Origin of the sequence: Serratia sp. PF-27, from assembly GCF_030053255.1 — a bacterium.
Classification (GTDB): Bacteria; Pseudomonadota; Gammaproteobacteria; order Enterobacterales; family Enterobacteriaceae; genus Serratia; species Serratia bockelmannii.
The window spans coordinates 794,381-819,190 of record NZ_JASGBT010000015.1 but is presented as its reverse complement, the minus strand read 5'-3'; the positions used below and the strand labels follow the sequence as shown (position 1 = coordinate 819,190).

The following is a 24,810-nucleotide window of genomic DNA, read 5'->3' as shown; positions in this document are numbered from 1 at the left end:
TTAATAAGCTGCCTTCTTAATAAAAAGTTGGTTTTTTGCTCTCTCCGCACGCAACCGAAAATCATTCTGAATGACTGCTGAAAACCCTCTCAACGCTGGCGAGCGCTGTCGCCACCGTGTAAATTACGGCGTTTAACTTTGTGCTCCGTTGTTTTGAGGTTCCTATGACCACTCCCTTGCAGGCCATTGCCGAGCTTGACGATCTGAAGCTCGACCTGCCGCGTTTCGAGCAGGCGTTGCAACAATTTGCCGCCAGATTGCGGCTTGATCTGTCTGCCTTTATCGCCGATCACATCTCCCTGCGTTGTCACCAGAACGCTACCGCCGAACGCTGGCGCCAGGGATTGATGCAGTGTGGGACACTGCTGTCCGAATCGATGATCAACGGGCGGCCTATCTGTTTGTTTGATTTACAGCAGCCGCTGGCCGTGGGGCCGTGGCGCATAGATTGCGTCGAGCTGCCGTACCCCGGGGAGAAACGCTATCCGCATGAAGGGTGGGAACATGTCGAATTGGTGCTCAGCGGCGATCCGCAGACGCTGCATGCACGGGCGTTGAGTCACCTTGCTGATGAAGCGTTGTTGGCGCCGGGGATCAAGCTGAAGCAAAGTTCGCCAAAAGGCGAAGGCGAACGGCTGCCGAACCCGACGCTGGCCATCACCGATGGAACGGTTACGATCAAGTTTCATCCTTATTCCATTAGAGACATCGTCGCCAGCGAACAAGGCTAGCCAGCCAGTGCCGCACAGGCTTGCGCCATGCGATCGAGCGCTTCATTGAGCAGGGCCCGCCGGCAACCGAAGTTCAGCCGTACAAAGCGCCGATCGCCGAAATCCAAACCGGCGCTTAACCCAACGCCTGCGCGCTCGAAGAACTGATGCGGGTTATCCACCGGCAAAGCGCTGCAGTCGATCCAGGCCAAATAGGTGGCTTCGATCGGTAACAACGTCAATCCCGGCATAGCGTTGATGCGCTCTGTCAACCGATCGCGATTGGCGCGCAGATAAATTAACTGCTCATCCAGCCAGGGTTGCCCGTATTGATAGGCCGCCTGAGCGGCGACCAGCGCCAGCAGATTAACCTCCGGGACAATGCCGCTGCGTGCGCGTTTCAGCTTTTGTCTCAACGCTTCGTTGGGGACGATCGCCATCGAGGCGCCGAGCCCGGCGAGATTGAATGTCTTTGACGGTGACATCAGCGTCACGCTGCGTTGGGCCGCATCTTCATTCAGGGTGGCGAAAGGGATATGTCGCACGCCGGGTTCAAGTAGCAGCTCGCAGTGGATTTCATCGGAGCAGACGATTAAATCGTGCTCGCGAGCGAACTGATGGTGCTGCAACAGTTCGTCCCGGCGATAAACGGTGCCTCCGGGATTTTGCGGGTTGCACAGCAGCAGGAGCTTCTCGTTGCCGCTGAGCTGCCCATGCAGCGCGGAAAAATCCAGCACCCAACGTTGGTTTGCCGCCGTTAGCGGCACCGTGAGGTGTTTACGCCCGGCGAATTTGGCCGCTTTGCGAAACGGCGGATAAATGGGAGAGGGAGCCAGCGTGCTCTGATGTTCTTCGGTGCAGGCGCGCACGCACAGGTTCAGGCCGCACACCAACCCAGGCAGGAAAATGATCCATTCAGGCTTGATGTGCCAACCGTAGCGCTCTACCATGCGGCGGATAAAAACCTCAAGAAGATCAGGGGATGGGTGGGTGTAGCCGAATACGCCGTGCGCTACGCGCCGCTGCAAGGCTTCGATCACCGCTGGCGGCGAGGCGAAATCGCTGTCGGCGACCCAAAGCGGGAGGATGTCGCGGCCGCGATATTTATCCCACTTAACGCTGTCACTGTGACTGCGGTCTACCCATTGATCAAAATTGAATGCCATAGTTACAACCCTGAACCGGTTTATGCCTATGCATGAGCCTACGTGAGAAATGAAGAAATGAACAATTGCCGCCGTATGTTGGCCGTTATCTGGGGGTGACAATGATAAAACTGGAAGTTTGTTGCTTTAGCGTCGACTGTGCGCTGACGGCCGAACGGGCGGGCGCCGATCGCATCGAGTTGTGCGCCAGCCAGAGCGAAGGGGGATTGACGCCGAGCTATGGCACGCTGCGTCTGGCGCGCGAGCGGGTTGCGATCCCGGTGCATCCGATCGTTCGCCCTCGCGGTGGCGATTTTTGCTACGGCGCGGTGGATTTCGAGGTGATCAAGCAAGATATCCGCCACATCCGCGAGATGGGATTCCCCGGCGTAGTGGTAGGCATGTTGGACGAAGAAGGGCACATCGATCTGCCGCGCATGCGCGAAGTGATGAGGCTGTGCGAGGGGATGGCGGTGACGTTCCACCGCGCGTTCGACATGTGCCAGAATCCGATGGTGGCGCTGGAGCAACTGACTGAGCTGGGCGTGGCGCGCATTCTGACCTCCGGCCAACAGCAGAGCGCCGAACTTGGCCTGCCGTTGCTGCGTGATTTGCGTCAGGCCAGCCAGGGCCCGGTGATCATGGCGGGTGCCGGTGTGCGCCTCAGCAATCTGCACAAGTTCGTCGATATCGGCCTGCATGAACTGCACAGCTCTTCCGGCCATCTAGCGCCGTCGACCATGCGTTATCGCAAGGCGGGTGTCACCATGTGCTCCGATAACGAGTTTGACGAATTTAGCCATTATTGCGTGGATGGCGAAATGGTGGAGGCGATGAAAAACGCGCTGGCCTTGGTTGATCCCCTGGCGCAAAGCGCATAAACACGCAGCTAACCGTGTTTGATAACCGGTTTCCGGGCCGTAAGACCCCTTTGCGTGTCACCGAGCCCTCGGCGATCACGCAAGTACCAGGCCCCGGCGTTTTGCCGGGGCTTTTTTTATTTTGAGGATGATTAGTGCTGTGCATCGGGCGAGAAGTTGAAGACTTCGCCCGGAGTAATGCCGCAGTTTAAAACGCGCACCGCATTATTGCCACTTCCGGGATTGACCAGGATATCGTGGATAGTGCGATTGTTGTTCATGACAAAACGCGCGTAGTAGAGGTTGCCGATGCGTATCCAGGGAATAGCTTCATTGCTCTCGACAGTGTCGGTATAATTATCGTTGTACGAGCGGGCCCAAATGCCAGTCGAAGCTTGCGCGGTAGATTGATCGCCGATAGAGGATGCGATGGCCCAGAATGTTCTCAATCCCATACTCCGATGAATACGTTGACCCAAACCTTTATAAGCCGGGTTGTCTCCATTGGCGGTCAGGATATTGCTATCCGCCGTCAGATTCCCGTCAATAAACCAGCCAACAGGCTGTTTGTCAGCACCGATGGCGATCATATTGCTGTTCGTCAAACAATTTAGCGGAGCCGCATGTAGCTGATAGCTGCGTTGCGCAATGCTCAGTGTGCCTCTAAGAATGTTGTAACCCGCTTCATTGTTCAGACTGCCGTTCGTCCACATTGGCATGACGGTGTTGCTGAATGAAAGTTGATACCCGCCGTTCGCTTCGAAGCGAATGGCCTGAGGGGAGAGTGAACCCTTCGGTCCATTAGCGGTAGCGAAGTTAACATTGCTGATTTGCACTGGGGTGATATTTGATTGGCCAGTAGACTTTCTTAATACCAGGAACCCTCCAATGGTATCACCATAGTCATTAATATAAGAACCGTTGGCGATTTGAATATTGGCGGAGGAATCCGAGTCGATATCAATTCCGGTACCATTTCTGTCTGCCATGAAATTGCTCAGGCTAAGGCCGCCTAAATAGGAGGTTCCTTGTGTTGTAGTTTTGATAAAGATCTTTTTGCCATAAGAGAATACATTCACCATAAACGTATTGTCGTGGCGATCGAGATTGAAAGCACAAGAACCGGCTACGGCGATAGAGGCAGTCACCGCGTTTTCTGTCGGGCGCACGACGTTGGCATTGACGTGAACATTGGTAAATCTGTTGATGTCCCTGCTTTCATAAACCCTGTAGTCGCAGCGTACTGCCCAACCGTAGATATTCTCAAAGCTGTTGGCTTCTCCACGAGCTTCAACAAAATCATAGGCGCCTACATAACGGCAGTTGGCGACTGACAGAGCGCCGGTTGCGGTAATGGTGGCTCCGTATGGAACAAACGCCTCCGGCTGGGTGGCAGTATATTTCTGATCTGGATAGAGGAACGACCAACCATCAAAGACAACGTTCTTATCGCAGGCGAAACAAACCGTACCTGCCGGCTTTTTGATGATGAAAGCACTATCGTCAGCAAGGCCTGCCCGATTAGGGCCATTGTTTGTAAGACTTGCAGGGCCTTGAGCAATACCGCGGCGGGATCCTCTGACTGTGACGCCATTTGCGACGTTGATAGGTTGAGTGCTGGTCAGCAGATATTGAGCATTTTCCGAAGCATAGACCACTTTGTTTTTTAAACTCGCGGCATAGTTTAATGTCGCGCTGATTGCTGCGTCAGAGGCGGAAGTGCCACTAGGATCGGCACCGAAGTGATCGAAAGTCAGTTTCTGATCCAGTCGTTTCCAGCGCGCTCCTCCCGTTGTAACCACCACGGTACCGTTATTGTCCGCACTGGTTGTATCCGTTTTCGCATAATAGAATTCGCCGCCTCCGGTGAAGTGTCCAGCGGTGTGAGAAACTAAAAAGACAATCTGGTCATCTGTAACTGGCGTCAGATTACGCAATTCACTGATGTTATTAACACTAATCATATTGTTCATGAAATTTCTCCTGTTGGTTGGCAACACTATTCTCAATCAGGCTGGACGTTTCAAAAAGTCGATGAGGTTTGCTGGGTGCTGATACAGCGTGAAATTCAGGCCGCGGAAAGTGGAGCATGGATTGGCCTGGTACCTTGTAAAGACGCAGCACCGTTTCAACGCTGTTATTCGGTCGGCGGCCCCATCTCTTCTTGCGCTCGCTATGCCCTGCTGATAAATTTGTGAGTTAAAATCCTTTAAATATCATGATATTAAATGATTTTTTGGTATTTATTTGCGTGGTGAATGATTTGCGCTCTGCCGCTCATTATCGCGTCTGCATTTTATACCTGCTCACCGCCGGTTTTATGGCCGGAACATCACAGCATCAATTGAGGAGAGCCGTCGGCGCAGCCACAGAGCACGCCGACGGCGGACTTTACAAGGAGATAACGATAATGACCCGAACGGCACACTGTTTGACCGCTGCGCTTTTGCTGACGTTGGCCCTGACCGGCTGCCAGACCGCCAAGCGGCCTGTTTCTACATTAAGTAAGCCGCCCAGCGCGGAAGAAGTTGCCGAGCAAGACAAACGGCAGCGTGAAGCTGAGCGCATGCAGCAGTGCCAGCGCGAGCTGGATGCCATGCGCGGTATGGATAACGAAAAATACCAAAAATTCAAACGCGAGTTCGATACTTTGATGGGCGGCGCGGCGCAGTATGCCGGGGTACGCCAGCGGGTCAACACGGGCACGCAGGAAACCGTTGACGCCCTGTATCGTTATCGCACCAGCCGTCTGTGCGCAGACATCAGTTCTGCCATGATGACCGGCCTGGCTGAGCGCGGAGAACGCGCCCAATGACTCTCCGTGCGAGAAAGGCGCTACTGAGCCTGATGATAGCGTTGGCGTTTGCGCCGGCGGTGGTCGCTGCGGATGACGACGTGCCGGCGTTATTGCAGTTTGCCGAGCGCTATCAGCGGCAAGATGCACCGGCAGCGGATACCGCAGTCACTCAATCCCAGGCCCCACAAAAGTCAGCATCCCGGCCGGTTCAAACGCGTGAGACGGCGGCGCATAAGAAGCAGCTGGCGCAGTGGCAAAAGGCGCTGCGCGAGAAAGAGGCCCGATTGGAGCAACAGCAGGCGGTAATTCAATCACTGCAGCAGGAGCTGACCGCGTTGCGCGTCGCGTCCACCCTGACGGCTGCCGACAAACCGTCACCGGCACCCGATCTGAGCGCGTTGAGCAACTTCGCCAGCGGCGTGCGGCAGGCGCTGAACCTGACGCCGCAGGAGCGTAAGGCTCAGGCGCAGATCGCCGAAACGCAAGCGGCGTTAGCGCGGCAAAAGCAACAAACCGCGGAGCGCGATCGGCGTATTGCCTTGCTGGAACAACGGCTGGCGGTGCTGCCTGGCCAGGCGGATAACGCCTGGCAGGAGAAATTGGCCGCGGTGCAGACCGCCCACGATAAAGCGCGCCAACGTTATGAGCAGGATAAAAAAGCGGCCGTCGCTGAGCTGGAACAGCAGAAGGCCGAGGCTGCCAGGCTGACGGGCGAACTGCAGCAGCAGCTGGCGAAACTGCAAAAAGAGCAGGTGGATCAACGGCAGCAGGGGGGGCAGCAAGAGCAAAGCCTGAAGACGGCGCTGGCGCAGCAAAAGGCCGAAACCGCCAAGGCTGCGGGTGAACTTCAGCAGCAGCTGGCGCAGGTGCAAAAAGAGAGGGATATCGTACGCCAACAGGCCGAGCGGCAAGAAAAAAGCCTGAAGACGGCGCTGGCGCAACAAAAGGCGGAAGCCGCTAAGGCTGCGGGTGAACTTCAACAGCAGCTGGCGCAGGTGCAAAAAGAGAGGGATATCGTACGCCAACAGGCCGAGCAGCAAGAAAAAAGCCTGAAGACGGCGCTGGCGCAGCAAAAGGTCGAAGCCGCCAAGGCTGCGGCTGAACTTCAGCAGCAGCTGACTCAGCTGCAGAAAGAGCGTGATGGTCAACGCCAACAGGCTGAGCAACAAGAGCAAAACCTGAAGATGGCGCTGGCACAGCAAAAGGCCGAGGCCGCCAAAGCGACGGGTGAACTTCAGCAGCAGTTGGCAACGCTGCAGGGAAAAAACAAAACGCAAACCGAGCAGGCTAAGGCGCTGGAACAGCGTCTGGCGGCGCTGACGACGGAAAACGCGCAGACAGTGCAGCTACGGAATAAAGCGGCACAACAGGCGGATAAAACGGCGACGGAACTGGCGGCCGCGCAACAGGCACAGCAAGCCTTGCGCGAGGAACTGGATGGGCTGAGATCGCGGGCTAAATGGCTGCCGGAGAGTCAGACGCTCAAGAAAAAGCCGGAGCAACAGAGCTACGCCGCCGGTGTCGCTTTGGGGCGCGATATTCAAACGATGCTGGCGGAACGTAAAAATTGGGGTATCACGCCCGACAAAACCGTGCTGCTGGCGGGCGTGATCGATACCTTCAGCGGCCATTACCAGTTGAGCGATGCGCAGTTGACCAGCGCACTGGCGGAGTCGGAAAAAGCGGTAAATGACGCCAGAAACCAGGCGGCGAAGACGCAGACCAGCAAGGGTGAGGCGTTCGTCGCCGAGTTTAAAAAGAAGAAGGGTACGCAGAAGTCGCCTGCCGGTTTCTGGTATCGCATCGATTATGCGGGTGATGAGGCCATTAAGGAAAACGCGCGGGTGGACATCGTGGTGAAAGAAAGTTTAACCGACGGTCGCGTGATTCAGGATATGGATCGCAGTGGGAAGGTGATGTCCCAGCCGCTCTCCGCCTATCCGCCGTTGTTCCGCGAGGCGATCGGCCACCTGAAAAATCACGGCTCGCTGACGATGGTGGTGCCGCCGGCGTTGGCGTACGGTGAAACCGGCTATGCGCCGCAGATCCCGCCGAACGCGACGATGGTCTATGAGCTGCGAATTGTCGATGTCAGTAACGGGTGAATTCGGGCCGGCGCAGGCCGGCCCGAGTAGCGAGTACTAGGGTTTTTTGGCGGTCAGTACGGCGCGCAGGGGCGCCGGATAGCCTTCGACCGTTTTGCTGCGATCGTTCGGATCGAGGAATTCTGCCAGCGACTCGCTGGTCATCCAGTCGGTGCGGCGCTGCTCCTCGAGGCTAGTGACGCACATATCGGCGATCTTCACGTCGACGAAGCCACACTTCTCCAGCCAGCATTTCAGCGCTTCGGCGGAAGGGATGAAATACACGTTGCGCATCTGCGCATAACGATCGCCCGGCACCAGCACCTGGTGGCGATCGCCTTCCACCACCAGCGTTTCCAGCACCAGTTCACCTTCAGCCACCAGCTGATTTTTCAGCTGATACAGATGATCAAGCGGCGAGCGGCGATGATACAGCACCCCCATCGAGAACACGGTGTCGAACGCCGCCAAATCTGGCAACTGCTCGATGCCGAGCGGCAGCAGGTGGGCGCGCTGATCGCCGCCCAACAGCTTGCGCACCGCTTCGAACTGGCATAGGAACAGCTGCATGGGATCGATGCCTACGGCGAAGTGGGCACCGGCGCCGATCATGCGCCACAGGTGATAACCACTGCCGCAGCCAACGTCGAGAATGGTGCGGCCGGCCAGCGGAGAAATGTGCGGCAGCACGCGATCCCACTTCCAGTCGGAATGCCATTCGGTATCGATATCGATGCCATACAGCGAGAACGGCCCTTTACGCCACGGCATCAGGGTGCGCAGCATTTTCTCGATGCCTTCGAGCTGGCCCGGCGACAGGCCGGGCTCCATTTCGGCGCGCACGCCGTGCAGCAGATCGAGGCGGGTTGGGGTCAGCGTCGGCAAATGTTCTACCGAGTTGAACCACTGTTTGAATTTGCCGTGCAGCGATTCGCGTTGCCAGGCGCTGAGCTGCGCGGGCAGGGTATCCAACCAATGGCTGAGGGGACTCTTGGCAATATGCTGATAGAAATCACCGAACTCGATCATTGCGCCTCTCCCGCTTTCAGGGCGATCAGCGAACCGAAGTTGAAGCACTGGAACCACACTTCGGCATGCTCGAACCCGGCCTGTTGCAGTCGCGCTTTGTGCGCTTCTACCGAGTCGGTGAGCATCACATTTTCCAGCATGCTGCGTTTTTGGCTGATCTCCAGCTCGCTGTACCCGTTAGCGCGTTTGAAATCGTGATGCATGTTGAACAGCAGTTCGCCGACTTCGGCGTCTTCAAAGCTGAATTTCTCCGACAGCACCAGTGCGCCGCCTGGGCGCAGGCCGCGATAGATTTTCTCCAGCAGACGCAGGCGATCGGCCGGCTCGAGGAACTGCAGCGTAAAGTTCAGCACCACCATCGAGGCGTTTTCGATGTCGATGTCGCGAATGTCGGCTTCGATGATGTCGACCGGCGTGTCGGCGCGGAAGGCGTCGATATGGCGGCGGCAACGTTCCACCATCGCCGGCGAATTGTCGACGGCGATGATAGTGCAGCCAGGCACCTTGATATTCCGCCGCATCGACAGCGTCGCCGCGCCCAGCGAGCAGCCCAAGTCATACACCCGGCTGTCGGGTTGCACAAAGCGTTCGGCTAGCATACCGATCATCGAGATGATGTTGGAATAGCCGGGAACGGAGCGTTGGATCATGTCGGGAAACACTTCGGCGACGCGTTCGTCGAAGGTCCAGTCGCCCAGTTTGGCGATGGGGGCGGAGAAAAGGGTATCGCGGTTTGGCATAGCGGCAAATCAGTTCAGAATTCGAAGCTGCGTAGTCTAACAGAAAAGCGTAAAAAAGCGGAGCGGAAGCAGGCGGCGCGGCCGCCTGATGATAAAACGGGATCAATGCAGGCTGAAAATTAGATCCCAGGGCAGATAGAAGATATTTGCCAGAACCATCAACAACAAAGAGATATAGGTCGCGGCCATGCCTGAACGACGCCAGCGAACCTCGCGGTTGCGCAAACCGTAGTAATGCACCAGTCGCCCGGCCATCAGCATCAGGCCGCAAAGGTGAATCATCCAGATTTCCGCGCCGTTCATCTCCATGATCACCAGCAATACGGCAGCGATAGGAATGTATTCAACGGCGTTGCCATGCACGCGGATGGCGGTCTGCAATTCGTAAAAACCGCCGTCGCCGTAGGCTACGCGGTACTGCATCCTTAATCTGACTACGTCATAAGAGAGTTTGATCAACAACAATGCGCCGAGCACTACATAAAGCGCGCTTACCATTTTTAACTCCGTTCCCTAACCAAAACTGGCAGCCAGCATCATAGCCGTCATTGTATTCACTGTCGCGGGGAAATATTTGATGTTATTGGTCAGATTAATAGGTCAAAACAGTGCATCTTGCTCTGGCCAGTCCGGCGGCGCAGGCAAATCGGGGATCGCCCGGCGCAGCTGCTGCCAAATTTTTTGCGCTTGCTGGGGTGAATCGCCGTTGTCCGGCGTATGAATAAACAGATACGGTTGATGTTGTTGCTGCCACAGCGGCAGTTTTTGCTGCCAGGCTTCGAACCAGCGCAGGTTGTCGGCCAATTGGTCGCCGCCGATAAAGCGCACCAGCGGTTGGTCGGCGGTGACCAGAGCGTGCACCGGCAGCTTCGGTTTTTTCTGCTGGGCATCGCGCACGGCGGCGGTATGGGGGGCGGCGTGATGCACCGGGCGGCTGTCGAGGATCACCCGATTGATGCCGCGCTGATGCAGCCCCTGATTCAACGCGCGCTCTTCCTCGCCTTTGGCGAAAAATGCCGGATGACGCACTTCGACGCCGTAGGTGAATTCCTGCGGCAGGCTTTCGAAGAACTGCCACATGCGCGGCAGCTCGTCGGGGCCGAAGGCGGCGGGCAACTGCAGCCACAATTGCCCGATGCGTTGATGCACCGGGCTCAGGCAGTGGTAAAACGCCTGCAGCTCGGCGGCGCAGTTGCGCAGGGCGGCCTTGTGGCTGATGTCCGACGGGAATTTGAAGCAGAAGCGAAAATCGTCGCCGGTCATGTCGCGCCAGCGCTGCACGATGTCCAGCTTCGGCAGCGCGTAGAAGGTGGTGTTGCCTTCCACGCAGTTGAAGTAGCGGCTGTAATCCGCCAAGTCACGCAGCCCGATACGATTCCAGGCTGAATGTTGCCACTGGGGCAGTCCGATGTAGATCACGGCGTCGTCTTCCTTTACTTATCCTTGGCTTATCAGGCTACAACTTAACGTTACCGGTCGAGCGCGGCAAGAATTTCGCCGGTGTCGCGCACTCGCGCCAAACGCGGGAAGATGTGTTCGAACGCGAAACGGTGCATTTCCGCGTTCTGCGCGCTGCAGACGTCTTCGGCGATCACCAGCTCATAGCCGTGTTCCCAGGCGGCGCGGGCGGTGGATTCCACGCCGATATTGGTGGAAATACCGCCCAGCACCACAGACTTGATGCCGCGGCGGCGCAGCTGCAAGTCCAGATCGGTGCCGTAGAAGGCGCCCCATTGGCGCTTGGTGATCAGAATATCGCTGTCGCAGACCGCCAGCGGCGCGGGGAACTCCCACCAGCTGGCCGGCAAACCGCCGGCGGGCGCGGGAGCCGGTTTATCCACCGGTTGTTTCAGCGCTTCGGCGAAGGAGTCTGACCAACCGACGCGCACCAACAGCACCGGCGCGCCTAGCAGACGAAAACGCGCGGCCAGCAGGGCGGCGTTCGCCACCACCTGCTCGGCGCCGTGCGGGCCGCCGGCGTAGGGCAGAATGCCATTTTGCAAATCGATCAGCACCAGAGCGGTGGTTTGGGCGTCAAGTTTCAGCATGGATTTCATCTCGTTGCGAAGTGGATAAAAACTGTTCGGCGCGTCGGGCGAGCTGCGTTCGGCGCAAAACCGGGGGAGAATCAGGCTACGTGAAAAAACTGTCGCAGGTTAATGGGAAATTTGTTAACCGATGTGTTGATTCGAGCAAAAACGCGCCATTTAGTGCAGTAACAATGCTGTGTTCGCACTTATCGGGCGGATGAATTTCCTTTATAATGACTCCCTTTTTTCAACACTCTTTAATCCAACGACCTATGCCGATTTATGAATATGCATGTGGTGCTTGCAACCATCGGTTAGAGAAATTGCAAAAATTTTCCGATGCGCCGCTGGCAGACTGCCCGGCGTGTGGGCAGCCCGCGTTGACCAAGTTGATTTCATCCTCCGGCTTCCAGCTTAAGGGCACCGGGTGGTATGCGACGGATTTTAAACCGGGTAACAAGTAGAATTTATCAGATAACAGCCGCGCGACAGGGGCGCAGTAGCCCGGCGCGGCATCGGCTGTGTAAAAGGATAGCGTATGCGTACTGAATATTGCGGACAGTTGAATCTGTCCCACGTGGGCCAGGAAGTCACTCTGTGTGGTTGGGTCAATCGTCGTCGCGATCTCGGCGGCCTGATCTTTATTGATATGCGCGACCGCGAAGGCATCGTGCAGGTGTTCTTCGATCCGGACGAGAAAGTGGCGTTCGACAAGGCCTACGACCTGCGCAATGAGTTCTGCATCCAGATCGTCGGCACCGTGCGTGCGCGTCCGGACAGCCAGATCAATAAAGATATGGCCACCGGCGAAGTGGAAGTGTTTGCCCACGCGCTGGAGATCATCAACCGCTCCGAGCCGCTGCCGCTGGACTCCAACCAGGTCAACAGTGAAGAAGCGCGCCTGAAATACCGCTACCTGGATCTGCGCCGCCCGGAAATGGCTGAGCGTCTGAAGACCCGCGCCAAAATCACCAGCTTCGTACGCCGCTTCATGGACAGCCATGGCTTCCTCGATATCGAAACGCCGATGCTGACCAAGGCGACGCCGGAAGGCGCCCGCGATTACCTGGTGCCGAGCCGCGTGCACAAGGGCAAATTCTACGCGCTGCCGCAGTCCCCACAGCTGTTCAAACAGCTGCTGATGATGTCCGGCTTCGATCGTTACTATCAGATCGTCAAATGCTTCCGTGACGAAGACCTGCGTGCGGACCGTCAGCCTGAATTCACCCAGATCGACGTCGAAACCTCCTTCATGACCGCCGATCAGGTGCGTGAAGTGATGGAGAAACTGGCGCGCGAGCTGTGGCTGGATGTGAAGGGCGTGGATCTGGGCGATTTCCCGGTCATGACCTTCGCCGAAGCGATGCGTCGCTTTGGCTCCGACAAGCCGGACCTGCGTAACCCGCTGGAGCTGGTGGACGTGGCCGACCTGGTCAAAGACGTCGAGTTTAAAGTGTTCTCCGGCCCGGCTAACGACGCCAAAGGCCGCGTGGCGGCAATCCGCGTACCGGGCGGCGCACAGCTGACACGCAAGCAGATCGACGAGTACGGCGCTTTCGTCAACATCTACGGCGCTAAAGGCCTGGCCTGGCTGAAGGTCAACGACCGCGCCGCCGGCATGGAAGGCGTGCAGAGCCCGATCGCCAAATTCCTCAGCGCGGAAGTGCTGGAAGCTGTCCTGGCGCGCACCAACGCGCAGACCGGCGACATCCTGTTCTTCGGCGCAGACAGTTTCAAGATTGTCACCGACGCGATGGGCGCGCTGCGCCTGAAGCTGGGGCGCGATCTGGGGCTGACCCAACTCGACAGCTGGGCGCCGCTGTGGGTGGTCGACTTCCCGATGTTCGAAGAAGACGAAGAGGGCGGCCTGGCGGCGATGCACCACCCGTTCACCTCGCCGCGCGACATGAGCCCGGAAGAGCTGGCGGCAGCGCCGGTCAACGCTATCGCCAACGCCTATGACATGGTGATCAACGGTTACGAAGTGGGCGGCGGTTCGGTACGTATTCACCGCAGCGAAATGCAGCAGACGGTATTCAGCATTCTGGGCATTAACGAACATGAACAGCGCGAGAAGTTCGGCTTCCTGCTGGACGCGCTGAAGTACGGTACGCCGCCGCACGCCGGCCTGGCCTTCGGCCTGGATCGTCTGGTGATGCTGCTGACCGGCACCGACAACATCCGCGACGTGATCGCCTTCCCGAAAACCACCGCGGCGGCCTGTCTGATGACCGATGCACCGAGCTTCGCCAACCCGGCGTCGCTGCAGGAGCTGGCGATCAGCGTGGTAAAGAAAGCCGGTGCGGAACAAGAGAGCGAGTGATGAGTTATAAGCGCCCTGAATCTATCCTGGTAGTGATTTACGCGAAATCCAGTGGTCGGGTGCTGATGTTACAGCGGCGCGACGATACCGAGTTCTGGCAGTCGGTCACCGGCAGCCTGGAACAGGATGAGTCACCGCCGCATGCCGCGCGGCGTGAAGTCATGGAAGAAGTCGGCATCGATATCGAAGCAGAGCACCTGCCGTTGTTCGATTGCCAACGCTGCGTGGAGTTTGAACTCTTTGTCCATTTGCGACATCGCTATGCGCCGGGAACCACGCGCAATAAAGAGCACTGGTTCTGTCTGGCGTTGCCCGAGGAGCGCGATCCGGTGATTACCGAGCACCACGCTTACCAATGGCTTGAGGCGGCCGAAGCCGTGAAGTTGACCAAGTCATGGAGCAATCAGCAGGCGATTGAAGAGTTCGTGATCAATTCAGTCCAGTAGTTTTTTTCGGAGATTTTTTATGGCAGGTCATAGTAAGTGGGCCAACACAAAGCACCGTAAAGCGGCGCAGGACGCCAAGCGCGGTAAAATTTTCACCAAGATTATTCGTGAGCTGGTCACTGCCGCGAAGCTGGGCGGCGGCGATCCGGATTCCAACCCGCGTCTGCGCGCGGCGATGGACAAGGCGCTGTCGAACAACATGACGCGCGACACCATGAACCGTGCGATCGCGCGCGGCGTGGGCGGCGATGATGATACCAATATGGAAACCATCATCTATGAAGGTTACGGCCCTGGCGGCACCGCCGTCATGATCGAATGCCTGAGTGACAACCGCAACCGCACCGTGGCGGAAGTGCGTCACGCTTTCACCAAGTGTGGCGGCAACCTCGGTACCGACGGTTCCGTAGCTTATCTGTTCACCAAGAAGGGCGTGATCACTTACGCACCGGGCCTGGATGAAGACAGCGTGATGGAAGCGGCGCTGGAAGCCGGTGCGGAAGACATCGTGACCTATGACGATGGCGCCATCGACGTGTTCACCGCCTGGGAAAGCCTGGGCGCGGTGAAAGACGCGCTGACCGCGGCGGGCTTCGAGGCCGAAGCGGCGGAAGTGTCGATGATCCCATCGACCAAGGCCGACATGGACGCGGAAACCGCGCCTAAGCTGTTGCGTCTGATCGATATGCTGGAAGACTGCGACGACGTGCAGGAAGTTTACCATAACGGTGAAATTTCCGACGAAGTGGCGGCGACGCTGTAATCCGGTAAAACGGGCGCCGCCGTTCGGCGGCGCCGTGCATGCAAGGTGGATGTAGATATGGCGATCATACTCGGTATCGATCCCGGTTCACGCGTCACCGGCTATGGCCTTATCCGCCAGCAGGGGCGTCAGTTGAGCTATATCGCCAGCGGCTGCATCCGCACGGTGGTGGACGACATGCCGACGCGGCTGAAGCTGATTTACGCCGGCGTCAGCGAGATCATCACCCAGTTTCAGCCCGACTTCTTCGCCATCGAACAGGTGTTTATGGCTAAGAATCCGGATTCGGCGCTCAAGCTCGGCCAGGCACGCGGCGTCGCGATCGTGGCGGCGGTGAATCAGAATCTGGAAGTGTTCGAGTATGCGGCGCGGCAGGTCAAACAGACCGTGGTCGGCACCGGTGCGGCCGAAAAGGCGCAGGTACAGCACATGGTGCGCTCGCTGCTCAAACTCTCGGCCAACCCGCAGGCGGACGCCGCCGATGCTCTGGCTATCGCCATCACCCACTGCCACCTCAGCCAGAACGTGCTGCGGATGAGCGAAGGGCGGTTGAACCTGGCGCGCGGGCGTTTGCGCTGACGCAAAGCGATGATTGCTCAGGCTGGATATTCATCCAGCCTTTTTTATGTTATAAGCTTTACCAGCAACGGCATGGCAGGGCGCCATGCCCGGTTATTCTGCAGGAGGGTAAATGATAGGTCGTCTCAGAGGAAATATTCTGGAAAAGCAGCCGCCGCTGGTGTTACTGGAGGCGAACGGCGTGGGCTATGAGGTACACATGCCGATGACCTGCTTTTACGAGCTACCGGAACTGGGGCAAGAGGCCATCGTGTTTACCCACTTCGTGGTGCGTGAAGACGCGCAGCTGCTGTACGGTTTCAACGACAAGCAGGAGCGTGCGCTGTTCCGCGAGCTGATCAAGGTCAACGGCGTCGGGCCGAAGCTGGCGCTGGCGATCCTGTCAGGCATGTCCGCGCAGCAGTTCGTCAGCGCGGTGGAGCGTGAAGAGATCACCGCACTGGTCAAGCTGCCGGGCGTGGGCAAAAAAACCGCCGAGCGCCTGGTGGTAGAGATGAAAGACCGCTTCAAAGGGCTTAACGGCGACCTGTTCAACAGCAGCAGCGAGATCAGCCTGCCGTCCGCCGCCGACAACGCGCCGGAAGCGGACGCGGAAGCCGAAGCCGTTTCGGCGCTGGTGGCGCTGGGCTACAAGCCACAGGAAGCGAGTCGCATGGTCAGCAAAATTGCCAAACCGGGCGCCGACTGCGAGACCCTGATCCGCGACGCGTTGCGCGCTGCTTTGTAAGGCCGCTAAGAGGTAGATAATGATTGAAGCCGATCGCCTGATCTCCGCCGAACCGATCAACGAGGAAGAAGTCCTCGATCGCGCCATTCGTCCCAAGCTGTTGACTGAATACGTGGGTCAGCCGCACGTACGCGAGCAGATGGAGATCTTCATCCAGGCGGCCAAGCAGCGCGGCGACGCGCTCGACCACCTGCTGATCTTCGGCCCGCCGGGCCTGGGGAAAACCACCCTGGCCAACATCGTGGCCAACGAAATGGGCGTGAATCTGCGCACCACTTCCGGCCCGGTGCTGGAGAAGGCGGGCGATCTGGCGGCGATGCTGACCAACCTTGAACCGCATGACGTGTTGTTCATCGATGAGATTCACCGTCTATCACCGGTGGTGGAAGAAGTGCTGTATCCGGCGATGGAAGACTACCAGCTGGATATCATGATCGGCGAAGGGCCGGCGGCGCGTTCGATTAAGCTTGATCTGCCGCCGTTCACGTTGGTGGGCGCGACCACCCGCGCCGGTTCGCTGACCTCGCCGCTGCGCGATCGTTTCGGCATAGTCCAGCGGCTGGAGTTTTATCAGGTGGCGGATCTGCAGCATATCGTCTCACGCAGCGCCGGGTGCCTTGGGTTGGAGCTGTCCGACGAGGGCGCCCATGAGGTGGCCCGCCGCGCGCGCGGTACGCCGCGTATCGCCAACCGCCTGCTGCGCCGGGTGCGTGACTTCGCCGAAGTGCGCGCCAACGGCGTGATCAGCGGCGCAGTGGCGGCGCAGGCACTCGATATGCTCAACGTCGATGCCGAAGGCTTCGACTATATGGATCGCAAGCTGCTGCTGGCGATCATCGACAAGTTTACCGGCGGCCCGGTCGGGTTGGACAACCTGGCGGCGGCGATCGGCGAAGAGCGTGAAACCATCGAAGACGTGATTGAACCGTTCCTGATCCAGCAGGGCTTTATCCAGCGCACGCCGCGCGGCCGCCTGGCGACGCAGCATGCCTACCGGCATTTCGGTCTCGAACGCGAAGCATAAGTTTTCCACCCATCATAAAAAAGGGCCGCATTCGCGGCCCTTGTCATATTCTGCTGCTGGCTTTAATCAAGCCTGCTGTTTTTTGAACAGGCTCAGCGTGAACAGCACGGCGGCGCTCAGCACCACCGAAGGGCCGGCCGGCGTATCGTAAAACGCCGAGAAGGTCAGGCCGCCGGTGACGGCCACCATGCCGAGCAGCACTGCGACGCCCGCCATCTGCTCCGGCGTGCGTGCGAAGCGCCGAGCGGTGGCTGCCGGAATGATCAGCAGTGAGGTGATGATCAGCGCGCCGACGAATTTCATCGCCAGACCGATGGTCAAGGCGGTGACCAGCATCAACACGGTGCGTGCGCGCACCAGATTAACGCCGTCGACGTGCGCCAGCTCCGGGCTGATGGTCATCGACAGCAGATCGCGCCACTGCCACCACAGCACCAACAGCACCACGGCGACGCCGCCGGCAATCATCATGATATCGCTCAGCGTAACCGACAGCAGATCGCCGAACAGGTAGGCCATCAGATCGACCCGCACGTTAGACATCAGCGCCACCACCACCAGTCCCAGCGACAAGGCGCTATGCGCCAGAATGCCGAGCAGGGTATCCACCGAAAGCTGCGGGCGACGTTCCAGCCAAACCAGGGCCAGAGCCAGCAGCAGCGTAATGGCGATCACCGCATAGAAGGGGTTGATGTCGAGCAGCAGACCAAAGGCGACGCCGAGCAGCGAGGCGTGCGCCAGGGTATCACCAAAGTAGGACATGCGGCGCCAGACCACGAAGGAACCCAGCGGCCCGGCGGCGCTAGCCAGCAACACGCCGGCCAGCCAGCCGGGAAGTAACAGTTCAATCATGCTTCGCGGCTCCCGGTTTTCTTCAAGACAATTCTTCCCTGCAGATCGTGGCGGTGGTTGTGATGGTGGCGATACACCGCCAGCTGCTCTGCGCCGCGGTTGCCGAACATGGCGATGAATTCGGGATGCATTGAGACCACCTCCGGCGCGCCGGAGCAGCAGATGTGCTGATTGAGGCACAACACCTCGTCGGTTTTCGCCATCACCAGATGCAGATCGTGCGAGACCATCAGCACGGCGCACCCCAGCTCCTTGCGCAGCTGATCGATCAGATCGTACAGCGCCAGCTGGCCGTTGACGTCCACCCCTTGCGTGGGTTCGTCCAGCACCAGCAGCTGCGGTTTATTCAGCAGCGCTCGCGCCAGCAGCACGCGTTGGTTTTCACCGCCGGAGAGCTTTTGCATCGGCTGGTCGAGCAGGTGGGCGGCGTGCACGCGTTTGAGCGCCGGCAGAATGTCGGCTTTCTTTACGCCAGGTTTAAGACGCATAAAGCGGCTGACGGTCAGCGGCAGGGTGGCGTCGAGGTGCAGCTTTTGCGGCACATAGCCGATGCGCAGATCGGGCTCACGCTCCAGCGTGCCGGCGGTCGGTTTGACCAATCCCAGCACCACGCGCACCAGCGTGGATTTGCCCGCGCCGTTCGGGCCAAGCAGCGTGAGAATACGGCCGGGTTGCAGGCTGAGGGAAATGTTCGACAGCACCTTGCGGCTGCCGAAGGCGACGGAGATATTTTTTAGCGTTATCAGTGTAGACATCTCGAGATTACAGGTTGCAGAACGAAGCGAATGTTATAATATCACGCCTTGTTGATGAAAACGATGGGATTACTGATGATGGCAAAGAAAAATAAATGGCTGCAGCGTACGCTGTTGGCCAGCGCATTGTTGATGGCCGGCCCGCTGAGCAGCGCTTCCGCGGCGGTGGTGACCACGATTCGTCCGCTGGGCTTTATCGCTTCGGCGATCGCCGACGGCGTGACGCCGACCGAGGTGTTGCTGCCGGACGGCGCTTCACCGCACGATTTTGCGCTGCGTCCTTCCGATATCCAGCGTTTGCGCTCTGCGGACCTGGTGCTATGGGTTGGGCCGGACATGGAAGCGTTCCTGAACAAGGCGCTGGTGCCTATCTCGGCAACCCGAAAGCTGGCTGTCAGCGAACTGCCGGCGGTGAAGCCGTTGCTGATGAAAGGCGAAGATGACGACGATCATGATCATGCAGGCGAAGCGCATAACCATGCCGATGACGATCATGGGCATCATCACGGCGAGTACAATATGCACGTTTGGCTGTCGCCGGAGATAGCAAAAGTGACCGCGATCGCGATTCACGACAGATTGTTGGAACTTATGCCGCAAAATAAGGACAAATTAGACGCAAACCTGCGCCAGTTCGAGAATCTGCTGACGCAAACTGACAAAAATGTTGGTAACATGCTTACGCCTGTGCAAGGTAAGGGTTATTTTGTTTTTCATGATGCTTACGGCTACTTTGAGAAACACTACGGTTTGAGTCCGCTGGGCCATTTCACCGTCAATCCCGAAATTCAGCCTGGAGCACAGCGCCTACACCAAATTCGAACACAGTTGGTTGAGCAGAAAGCGGTATGCGTTTTTGCTGAGCCACAATTCAGGCCGGCCGTAATCAATGCCGTCGCCAAGGGTACCAAAGTGCGTTCCGGAACGCTGGACCCGCTGGGCATCGGCATCGCGCTGGGGAAGGACAGCTACGGGAAATTCCTGACTCAGCTGTCAAACCAGTACGTGAGCTGCCTGAAGTAAAGCTTATGAGGATAATATCGAGTGCAGCAGATAGTCCGAACTATCGCTCTGGCGTATAACAACCTGCCACGGCCCCATCGCGTCATGCTGGGGTCGCTGACAGTCGTCACATTGGCCGTCGCTGTTTGGCGGCCTTTTGTTTACCACCCAGAACACAACCCCATCGCCAAGAGCGTCGAGTTAGAATCCAGCCAGATGCGGTCATTGCTCCCCGAAGCCAGTGAACCGATAGATGTCGACCAACCCACCCCCGATGACGAAATCCCGCAGGATGAGCTGGACCAGAAGGATGCCGGCGATGATGGCGTGCATGAATATGTGGTTTCCACCGGCGATACCCTCGGCAGCATTCTGACGCAGTACGGCATCGATATGTCGGATGTCACGCTGCTGGCTTCGCAAAACCGCGATCTGCGCAACCTTAAGATCGGCCAACAGCTGTCGTGGACCGTGAACGATGCGGGCGATTTGCAGCAGTTGACCTGGGAAGTTTCTCGCCGCGAAACCCGCACCTACGATCGCGTCGGCAACAGCTTCAAAGAGTCGAAAGAGGCGCAGCAGGGCGAATGGCGCAACAACGTGATCAGCGGCCGGGTTAACGGCAGCTTCGTCAGCAGCGCCGGCGACGCCGGGCTGAGCCGTAACGAAATCAACTCGGTGATCAAAGCCCTGCAGTGGCAGCTCGATTTCCGCAAGCTGCGCAAAGGCGACCAGTTCTCCGTGCTGATGTCGCGCGAGCATTTCGACGGTAAGAAATCGCAAAGCCAGCTGTTGGGCGTGCGTCTGCACACCGGCGGCAAAGATTACTATGCGATCCGCGCCGAAGACGGCAAATTCTACGATCGCCAAGGCTCTGGCCTGGCGCGCGGCTTCATGCGTTTCCCGACCATGAAACAGTTCCGCATCTCCTCCAACTTCAACCCGCGCCGCGTGAACCCGGTGACTGGCCGCGTGGCGCCGCACAAGGGCGTCGATTTCGCCATGCCGGTCGGCACGCCGGTGCTGGCGGTCGGCGACGGTGAGGTGGTGATCGCCAAACGCAGCGGCGCAGCGGGCAACTATGTGGCGATCCGCCACGGTCGTCAGTACACCACGCGCTATATGCACCTGAAAAAACTGCTGGTGAAACCAGGCCAGAAGGTGAAACGCGGCGATCGCATTGCGCTCTCCGGCAACACCGGCCGTTCCACCGGGCCACACCTGCACTTTGAACTGTGGACCGGCCAACAGGCGGTGAACCCGCTGACGGCCAAACTGCCGCGTTCCGAAGGGCTGGGCGGCAAAGACCGCAGCGATTATCTGGCACAGGTGAAGGAAGTGGTTCCTCAGCTGCAGTTGGATTAACGTCCCCCTTTTTTCCGGCGCTCCGGCGCCGTTAATTTCATCGGCCTGATTGCGGGCCGATGCTGTTTTATCTGGGTGGTTCGCGGTTGTTAATTGCAAAATCGGTGATGGCAATTATGATTAGCCGAATCGCTAAGCGAAGAGCACGTGCATGCAAAACGAGAAGAAATCGAACGTAGAGTTCATCCCGCAGTTTCAAAAAGCCTTTTTATATCCGCGCTACTGGGGCGTGTGGTTGGGAACCGGTCTGATGGCCGGCATTTCGCTGGTGCCTGCGCGCCTGCGCGATCCGGTGCTGGGTGCGGTCGGCAAACTGGCCGGCAAGCTGGCGAAGGGCGCGCGCCGTCGTGCCCGCATCAACCTGCTGTATTGCTTGCCTGAGCTGCCTGAAAGCGAACGCGAGCACATTATCGACCAGATGTTCGCCTGCGCGCCGCAGTCGATGGTGCTGATGGCGGAACTGGCCTGCACCAAGCCCGAAAAAGTGCTAAAGCGCGTGCGTTGGCACGGTGAAGAGGTGCTGGACAAGATCCGGGCGGAAGGGCGTAACGTGATTTTCCTGGTGCCTCACGGCTGGGCGGTGGATGTGCCAGCGATGCTGATGGCTGCGCGCGGCCAACCGATGGCGGCGATGTTCCACAACCAGCGCAATCAGCTGATCGACTACCTGTGGAATGCCGTGCGTCGTAAATTCGGCGGCCGCATGCACGCGCGCAACGACGGCATCAAACCGTTTATCAGTTCGGTACGGCAGGGGTACTGGGGCTACTACCTGCCCGATCAGGATCACGGCGCCGAGCACAGTGAGTTCGTCGATTTCTTCGCGACCTATAAGGCGACGCTGCCGGCGGTAGGCCGGTTGATGAAGGTTTGCCGTGCGGCGATCGTGCCTTTGTTCCCGGTGTACGATGGCAAAACCAGCATGCTGGATATTTATATTCGCGAGCCCATGGACGATCTGGCCGAAGCCGATGACCCACGGATTGCGCGCCGCATGAATGAAGAAGTGGAAAACCTGGTGGGCCAGAACCCTGAGCAGTACACCTGGATCCTAAAACTGTTGAAGACGCGCAAGGAAGGGGAGATTGAGCCTTACTCGCGCGACGATCTGTATCGCTAATCCTTCCTAACGTTAACGCCGGTCGGGCTATAACCCGGCCGGTATCACTTCAGATGTGCACCATACAGCCGCGCGCCCGCAGGATGTCGATGACTTTAGGCGTGCGGGTGAAATCATTCCAGCGCAGATCCAGCTTGCGCAGCCGGCTCAGTTCGCCGAGGCTTTCCGGCAGCTCGCTCAGGCGGTTGGCGCGCAGATCCAGACTTCTCAGCGCCGTCAGCTCACCGATATTTTCCGGCAGGCGCGTCAGTTGATTGAAACGCAGGTTCAGCTCGCTCAATCGCGGCAGGTGGCAGAAGGCTGCCGGCAGTTCGGTGATAGCATTGTTGGCCGCATCGAGTATCTCCAACTCACCGAGCAGAGCCATTTCCGCCGGCAGCGTGGTCAGGGCATTTTTCATGATATGCAGTTCGCGCAGCGCGCGCAGCTGCCCGATTTCGGCGGGCAGGCTGCGGATGCGATTGTTGTATAAACGCAGCTCCTGCAACGCCGCCAGCCTCGGTATTGCCTGCGGCAAGGCGGTCAGTTGGTTATCGGTCGCGTTGAGATAGATGAGCTGCTGCAGCTGTGCCAGCGAATGGGGCAGGTCGCTAAAACCGTTATCGCTCAGATAGAGGTATTTCAGCCGGTGCAGTTGCCCCAACGCTTCAGGCAGTTCGCTCGCGCGATTGTGGCCAAAGTCGAACATCTCGAGCTGTTGCAACTGACCAATCTCCGGCGGCAGACGGTCGAGCTGATTGCAGGAGATATTCAGCACCTGCAGATTCTGGTGCCGGAAGATTGGGGTGGGGAAGGCCGTCAGCTGATTGTCGTACAGGCTGACCTTGCGCAGCGCGCGGCCGGCAAGCTGCGATTCGTCGAGCTGCGTCAGGCTACGGCCGTCGAGATCGAGCTCATCAGCGCTCGCTGCGGGGTTGTGTTGGTGGAGCATGGCGTTCTCCGTCGTTTATGGCGATGTCAGCGCAAAAAAAATGCCGGCCAACGTGAGCCGGCCGGCATTTCGTCTGCGGCGTGAATTACTCGACGCGCAAGATACGGCTGGTATTGGTGGTACCGACGGTTTCCATCACGTCGCCCTGGGTGACGATCACCAGATCGCCGGAGACCAGGAAGCCTTTGTCACGCAGGCGATTGACGGCTTCATTGGCGGCGATCACGCCGTCTTTGTGGCTGTCGAAATATACCGGCGTCACGCCGCGATACAGCGCAGTCAGGTTCAGCGTGTGCTCATGACGCGACATGGCGAAGATCGGCAGGCCGGAGCTGATGCGTGACATCATCAGCGCGGTGCGGCCGGACTCAGTCATGGCGATCAGCGCGGTGACGCCTTTCAGGTGGTTGGCCGCATACATCGAAGACATGGCGATTGCCTCTTCGATATTGTCGAACTGCACGTCCAGACGGTGTTTGGAAACGTTGATGCTCGGGATCTTCTCGGCGCCCAGACAAACGCGCGCCATCGCCGCTACGGTTTCCGCCGGGTATTGGCCAGCAGCGGTTTCCGCCGACAGCATGACGGCGTCGGTGCCGTCCAGCACGGCGTTGGCCACGTCCATGACTTCGGCGCGGGTCGGCATCGGGTTGGTGATCATCGACTCCATCATCTGAGTCGCGGTGATCACCGCGCGGTTCAGGGTGCGGGCGCGGCGGATCAGTTTCTTCTGAATGCCGACCAGTTCCGGATCGCCGATTTCGACGCCGAGGTCGCCACGGGCAACCATCACCACGTCGGAGGCCAGAATAATGTCGTCCATCGCTTCGTCGGTGCAAACCGCTTCGGCGCGCTCAACCTTGGACACGATCTTGGCGTTGCAGCCCGCATCGCGCGCCAGGCGGCGGGCATAGTTCAGGTCTTCACCGGTACGCGGGAAGGAGACCGCCAGATAGTCGACGCCAATCTTGGCGGCGGTCACGATGTCCGCCTTGTCTTTTTCGGTCAGCGCTTCGGCTGACAGGCCACCGCCTAGCTTGTTGATGCCCTTGTTGTTGGACAACGGGCCGCCGACGGTCACTTCGGTAAACACTTTCATGCCCTGAACTTCGAGCACTTTTAACTGAACGCGGCCGTCGTCAAGCAGCAGGACATCGCCCGGCACGACGTCGGCAGGCAGGCCTTTATAGTCGATACCGACTTTTTCTTTATCGCCTTCGCCTTTTGACAGGTTGGCGTCCAGCAGGAATTTATCACCCACGTTGAGGAAGATTTTGCCTTCCTTGAAGGTGGATACGCGGATTTTCGGCCCTTGCAGATCGCCGAGGATAGCGACGTGACGTCCCAGTTTGGCCGCGATTTCGCGCACTTTGTCTGCGCGAGCCTGGTGATCTTCCGGGCTGCCGTGGGAGAAGTTAAGCCGAACTACGTTGGCACCGGCGGCAATGATCTTTTCCAGATTATTGTCGCGGTCTGTAGCCGGACCCAGGGTGGTAACGATTTTGGTTCTTCTGAGCCGTCTGGACAT

General features: G+C 58.4%; 25 protein-coding genes. 14 read left to right on the top strand and 11 right to left on the bottom strand.

What is annotated here, in order from left to right; genetic code table 11:
• Positions 1–164: 164 nt before the first annotated feature.
• Positions 165–731: a VOC family protein gene (locus QMZ29_RS08750; RefSeq protein WP_025303137.1), complete on the top strand. Its 567-nt coding sequence runs from the start codon at positions 165–167 to the stop codon at positions 729–731.
• Here the strand turns inward: QMZ29_RS08750 and QMZ29_RS08745 are convergent.
• Positions 728–1,876, bottom strand: a complete 1,149-nt coding sequence (locus QMZ29_RS08745; protein WP_060433244.1) for a MalY/PatB family protein — start codon at positions 1,874–1,876, stop codon at positions 728–730. The two genes, QMZ29_RS08750 and QMZ29_RS08745, sit on opposite strands and share 4 nt — an antisense overlap.
• Before the next feature lie 101 nt (positions 1,877–1,977).
• Here QMZ29_RS08745 and cutC point away from each other — a divergent pair, with 101 nt between their 5' ends.
• The gene (gene cutC / locus QMZ29_RS08740; RefSeq protein WP_043143046.1) at positions 1,978–2,736 is read left to right on the top strand and encodes a copper homeostasis protein CutC; all 759 of its coding nucleotides are present in this window, start codon (positions 1,978–1,980) and stop codon (positions 2,734–2,736) included.
• Positions 2,737–2,867: 131 nt separating this feature from the next.
• On the opposite strand, the gene QMZ29_RS08735 is transcribed toward cutC, so the two are convergent.
• Positions 2,868–4,688, bottom strand: coding sequence for a putative phage tail protein (locus QMZ29_RS08735; RefSeq protein ID WP_049203940.1), 1,821 nt, complete (start codon positions 4,686–4,688; stop codon positions 2,868–2,870).
• 437 nt (positions 4,689–5,125) lie between these two features.
• Here QMZ29_RS08735 and QMZ29_RS08730 point away from each other — a divergent pair, with 437 nt between their 5' ends.
• Positions 5,126–5,530 carry a YuaE family lipoprotein gene (locus QMZ29_RS08730; protein ID WP_025303133.1) on the top strand — a complete coding sequence of 135 codons (405 nt, stop codon included), beginning with the start codon at positions 5,126–5,128 and terminating at the stop codon, positions 5,528–5,530.
• Positions 5,527–7,617 carry an FKBP-type peptidyl-prolyl cis-trans isomerase N-terminal domain-containing protein gene (locus QMZ29_RS08725; RefSeq protein ID WP_261424895.1) on the top strand — a complete coding sequence of 697 codons (2,091 nt, stop codon included), beginning with the start codon at positions 5,527–5,529 and terminating at the stop codon, positions 7,615–7,617. Before QMZ29_RS08730 ends, QMZ29_RS08725 begins: the two co-directional genes overlap by 4 nt.
• A 36-nt stretch (positions 7,618–7,653) precedes the next feature.
• Here QMZ29_RS08725 and cmoB read toward each other — a convergent pair whose 3' ends face one another.
• The 5 genes from cmoB to QMZ29_RS08700 all read right to left on the bottom strand — a co-directional run bounded on the left by cmoB (position 7,654) and on the right by QMZ29_RS08700 (position 11,413).
• Positions 7,654–8,625: a tRNA 5-methoxyuridine(34)/uridine 5-oxyacetic acid(34) synthase CmoB gene (gene cmoB, locus QMZ29_RS08720; RefSeq protein ID WP_025303131.1), complete on the bottom strand. Its 972-nt coding sequence runs from the start codon at positions 8,623–8,625 to the stop codon at positions 7,654–7,656.
• Complete coding sequence (gene cmoA / locus QMZ29_RS08715) at positions 8,622–9,365, bottom strand: carboxy-S-adenosyl-L-methionine synthase CmoA (protein ID WP_049209177.1); 744 nt, start codon at positions 9,363–9,365, stop codon at positions 8,622–8,624. The genes cmoB and cmoA overlap by 4 nt, the downstream gene beginning before the upstream one ends.
• Before the next feature lie 102 nt (positions 9,366–9,467).
• A complete protein-coding gene (locus QMZ29_RS08710) occupies positions 9,468–9,863 on the bottom strand; it encodes an MAPEG family protein (protein WP_004932387.1) in 396 nt (131 codons plus the stop codon).
• 102 nt (positions 9,864–9,965) lie between these two features.
• A complete protein-coding gene (locus tag QMZ29_RS08705; RefSeq protein ID WP_089180536.1) occupies positions 9,966–10,781 on the bottom strand; it encodes a DUF72 domain-containing protein in 816 nt (271 codons plus the stop codon).
• 53 nt (positions 10,782–10,834) lie between these two features.
• The gene (locus QMZ29_RS08700) at positions 10,835–11,413 is read right to left on the bottom strand and encodes a hydrolase (RefSeq protein ID WP_043143030.1); all 579 of its coding nucleotides are present in this window, start codon (positions 11,411–11,413) and stop codon (positions 10,835–10,837) included.
• A gap of 215 nt (positions 11,414–11,628) precedes the next feature.
• Between QMZ29_RS08700 and QMZ29_RS08695 the strand changes: the two genes are divergently transcribed.
• The 7 genes from QMZ29_RS08695 (at position 11,629) to ruvB (ending at position 17,257) form a co-directional block, all read left to right on the top strand.
• Entirely contained in the window at positions 11,629–11,859 is a 231-nt protein-coding gene (locus QMZ29_RS08695) for an FmdB family zinc ribbon protein (RefSeq protein WP_320204121.1), read from the top strand.
• A gap of 74 nt (positions 11,860–11,933) precedes the next feature.
• Complete coding sequence (gene aspS / locus QMZ29_RS08690; RefSeq protein ID WP_025303127.1) at positions 11,934–13,718, top strand: aspartate--tRNA ligase; 1,785 nt, start codon at positions 11,934–11,936, stop codon at positions 13,716–13,718.
• The gene (nudB, locus tag QMZ29_RS08685) at positions 13,718–14,164 is read left to right on the top strand and encodes a dihydroneopterin triphosphate diphosphatase (protein WP_004932373.1); all 447 of its coding nucleotides are present in this window, start codon (positions 13,718–13,720) and stop codon (positions 14,162–14,164) included. The genes aspS and nudB overlap by 1 nt, the downstream gene beginning before the upstream one ends.
• Positions 14,165–14,183: 19 nt before the next feature.
• Positions 14,184–14,927, top strand: coding sequence for a YebC/PmpR family DNA-binding transcriptional regulator (locus tag QMZ29_RS08680; RefSeq protein WP_004932370.1), 744 nt, complete (start codon positions 14,184–14,186; stop codon positions 14,925–14,927).
• 57 nt (positions 14,928–14,984) lie between these two features.
• Positions 14,985–15,506 carry a crossover junction endodeoxyribonuclease RuvC gene (gene ruvC, locus QMZ29_RS08675; RefSeq protein ID WP_004932367.1) on the top strand — a complete coding sequence of 174 codons (522 nt, stop codon included), beginning with the start codon at positions 14,985–14,987 and terminating at the stop codon, positions 15,504–15,506.
• A 112-nt stretch (positions 15,507–15,618) separates the two neighbouring features.
• Entirely contained in the window at positions 15,619–16,233 is a 615-nt protein-coding gene (gene ruvA / locus QMZ29_RS08670; protein WP_025303126.1) for a Holliday junction branch migration protein RuvA, read from the top strand.
• A gap of 19 nt (positions 16,234–16,252) precedes the next feature.
• A complete protein-coding gene (gene ruvB, locus QMZ29_RS08665) occupies positions 16,253–17,257 on the top strand; it encodes a Holliday junction branch migration DNA helicase RuvB (RefSeq protein ID WP_025303125.1) in 1,005 nt (334 codons plus the stop codon).
• A 66-nt stretch (positions 17,258–17,323) separates the two neighbouring features.
• On the opposite strand, the gene znuB is transcribed toward ruvB, so the two are convergent.
• Both znuB and znuC read right to left on the bottom strand, forming a co-directional pair.
• Complete coding sequence (gene znuB, locus QMZ29_RS08660) at positions 17,324–18,109, bottom strand: zinc ABC transporter permease subunit ZnuB (protein WP_164064174.1); 786 nt, start codon at positions 18,107–18,109, stop codon at positions 17,324–17,326.
• The gene (gene znuC, locus QMZ29_RS08655) at positions 18,106–18,864 is read right to left on the bottom strand and encodes a zinc ABC transporter ATP-binding protein ZnuC (protein WP_004932357.1); all 759 of its coding nucleotides are present in this window, start codon (positions 18,862–18,864) and stop codon (positions 18,106–18,108) included. Before znuC ends, znuB begins: the two co-directional genes overlap by 4 nt.
• Before the next feature lie 78 nt (positions 18,865–18,942).
• Between znuC and znuA the strand changes: the two genes are divergently transcribed.
• From znuA to lpxM, 3 genes are all read left to right on the top strand, one after another.
• Positions 18,943–19,887, top strand: coding sequence for a zinc ABC transporter substrate-binding protein ZnuA (znuA, locus tag QMZ29_RS08650; RefSeq protein ID WP_025303123.1), 945 nt, complete (start codon positions 18,943–18,945; stop codon positions 19,885–19,887).
• Positions 19,888–19,908: 21 nt separating this feature from the next.
• Entirely contained in the window at positions 19,909–21,231 is a 1,323-nt protein-coding gene (mepM, locus tag QMZ29_RS08645; protein ID WP_261424888.1) for a murein DD-endopeptidase MepM, read from the top strand.
• A 151-nt stretch (positions 21,232–21,382) separates the two neighbouring features.
• Positions 21,383–22,351, top strand: a complete 969-nt coding sequence (gene lpxM, locus QMZ29_RS08640; RefSeq protein WP_261424881.1) for a lauroyl-Kdo(2)-lipid IV(A) myristoyltransferase — start codon at positions 21,383–21,385, stop codon at positions 22,349–22,351.
• Positions 22,352–22,400: 49 nt separating this feature from the next.
• Here the strand turns inward: lpxM and QMZ29_RS08635 are convergent, their stop codons facing one another.
• The gene (locus tag QMZ29_RS08635) at positions 22,401–23,282 is read right to left on the bottom strand and encodes a leucine-rich repeat domain-containing protein (protein ID WP_049209180.1); all 882 of its coding nucleotides are present in this window, start codon (positions 23,280–23,282) and stop codon (positions 22,401–22,403) included.
• Between the two features lie 85 nt (positions 23,283–23,367).
• Positions 23,368–24,810, bottom strand: a complete 1,443-nt coding sequence (pyk, locus tag QMZ29_RS08630; RefSeq protein WP_004932339.1) for a pyruvate kinase — start codon at positions 24,808–24,810, stop codon at positions 23,368–23,370.